Annotated in this window: 2 protein-coding genes; both read right to left on the bottom strand. The window is 63.8% G+C overall.

What is annotated here, in order from left to right:
• Nucleotides 1-48: 48 nt before the first annotated feature.
• Nucleotides 49-1,080, bottom strand: coding sequence for a porphobilinogen synthase (hemB, locus tag EN932_RS35170; RefSeq protein WP_013532258.1), 1,032 nt, complete (start codon nt 1,078-1,080; stop codon nt 49-51).
• An 88-nt stretch (nt 1,081-1,168) separates the two neighbouring features.
• Nucleotides 1,169-1,879: DUF2066 domain-containing protein (locus tag EN932_RS35165; RefSeq protein WP_128369477.1), on the bottom strand; the 711-nt coding region annotated here is incomplete at its 5' end.

Here is a 1,879-nt window from a genome sequence, read left to right as displayed (position 1 = left end):
TATTGGCCGACATTGCTCGCCGCGACCGGCCGTCGTCGCGAAGAGAAATTACCCCTTCAACATCTCCGCCACTTCGGGTGCGAAATAGGTCAGGATGCCGTCGCAGCCGGCGCGCTTGAAGGCGAGCAGCGATTCCAGCATTGCCTTCTCGCCGTCGATCCAGCCATTGGCGCCTGCCGCCTTGATCATCGAATATTCGCCTGACACCTGGTAGGCGAAGGTCGGCATCTGGAACTCGTCCTTCAGCCGCCGGATGATGTCGAGATAGGGCAGGCCGGGCTTGACCATCAGCATGTCGGCGCCCTCGGCGATGTCCTGTTCGGCCTCTCTCACCGCCTCGTCCGAATTGGCATGGTCGATGTAATAGGTCTTCTTGTCGCCCTTGAGCAGACCGGCGGTGCCCACCGCCTCGCGATAGGGTCCGTAGAAGGCCGAGGCGAATTTGGTCGCATAGGACATGATCGCCACGTCCTGAAAACCATTGGCATCGAGCGCGTCGCGGATGGCGCCGATGCGACCGTCCATCATGTCGGACGGTGCGATGATGTCGGCGCCGGCGGCCGCCTGGATGACTGCAGCGGCGGTCACCTGTTCCACTGTCTCGTCGTTGACGATGATGCCGTCGCGCAGGATGCCGTCATGGCCGTGGCTGGTGAATGGGTCGAGCGCTGCGTCGGTGATGATGCCGATCTGCGGTACCGCATCCTTGATCGCACGGGTGGCGCGGTTGATCACATTGTCGGGATCGAGGATGTGCGAGCCGGTCTGGTCGCGCAGCGAGATGTCCACATTGGGGAAGGTGGCGAGGGCGGGAATGCCGAGTTTTGCCGCGCGCTCTGCCTCCTTGACGGCGAGATCGATCGACAGGCGGAAGACGCCGGGCATGGCGGCGATAGGCTCGCGGATACCCTTGCCCTCGACGACGAAGATCGGCCAGATCAAATCGTCGACCGTGAGCCGGTTCTCCTGCACCAGACGGCGCGACCAGTCGGCCTTGCGCATGCGGCGCAGACGGCGGCTGCCGGTGATCTCGTCGACGCCGCGCGCGCCGGCGGGCTTTGCGGGGGTGAATTTGTTCATCGCCAGTACTCTCGTTCGGGCAGGCTTTTACCACGAGCTCCCGCCGCTGACCAATGCGGCACGATTGTGCCAGCGACCGGGTCGAGGCCTATTCGGGTTGCCCATTGCCTGACAGAATCTGTGCCGCGCCCCTGATGGCGACACGGAAAGCCTCGTCGAAGCCGACACCGCGCACCTGCCAGACGTAGGTCTTGCCGGCCATGACCAGCCGCCAGTCGGCGATCCAGCCCAGTTCCTTGTCGCTCCAGACGAGGCTGCCGTAAAGCGCCTGGTCGGCGCCGGCCCTCTTCGCCAGTGTGTCGAGCTTCGTCATCTCGGCATTGCGAAGCGCCTGATCGTCCAATCCGGCCTGCGACAGCTGCGCCACCGTGGGAAAAGTCACCTGCATGGCCAGCGGTACGGCGGCATTGCCGAACGATTCGCGCATCAGCATGCCACGGTCGTCCTCGGCATCGAGCGCGTAATGCGTTGTTCCGCGCTCGGTCGCCAAAAACACCGCCAGCCGTGGCCGCTCGGTCAGCCACGGCCTGCTGCCGAGCGAAGCCAGCACCGGGTCGATGTCAGCAGGCTTGTACTGGCAGTAGAGATTATGAGGCCGATCGTACGTGCCCTGGTCGTCATGGTTGGGAATGCCTTCCATGCGGTCGCGATAGTGGAAACTGGCGACGAAGGTGCCGGCTTTGTCGCGCAATGCCGTCATTTCAGGTTTCGCCGGCAGGCGCTGATCGCCGGAAACCCGCACCAGAACCGCGTCGAGGCAGCGCTTGAAGCCGGACTGGCGGTTCTTCTCGTACTTTCC

Source organism: Mesorhizobium sp. M7A.F.Ca.US.002.01.1.1 (genome assembly GCF_004022955.1).
GTDB lineage: Bacteria > Pseudomonadota > Alphaproteobacteria > Rhizobiales > Rhizobiaceae > Mesorhizobium > Mesorhizobium ciceri.
The sequence above is the reverse complement of the archived record's forward strand: the minus strand, read 5'-3'. Positions and strand labels throughout refer to the sequence as shown.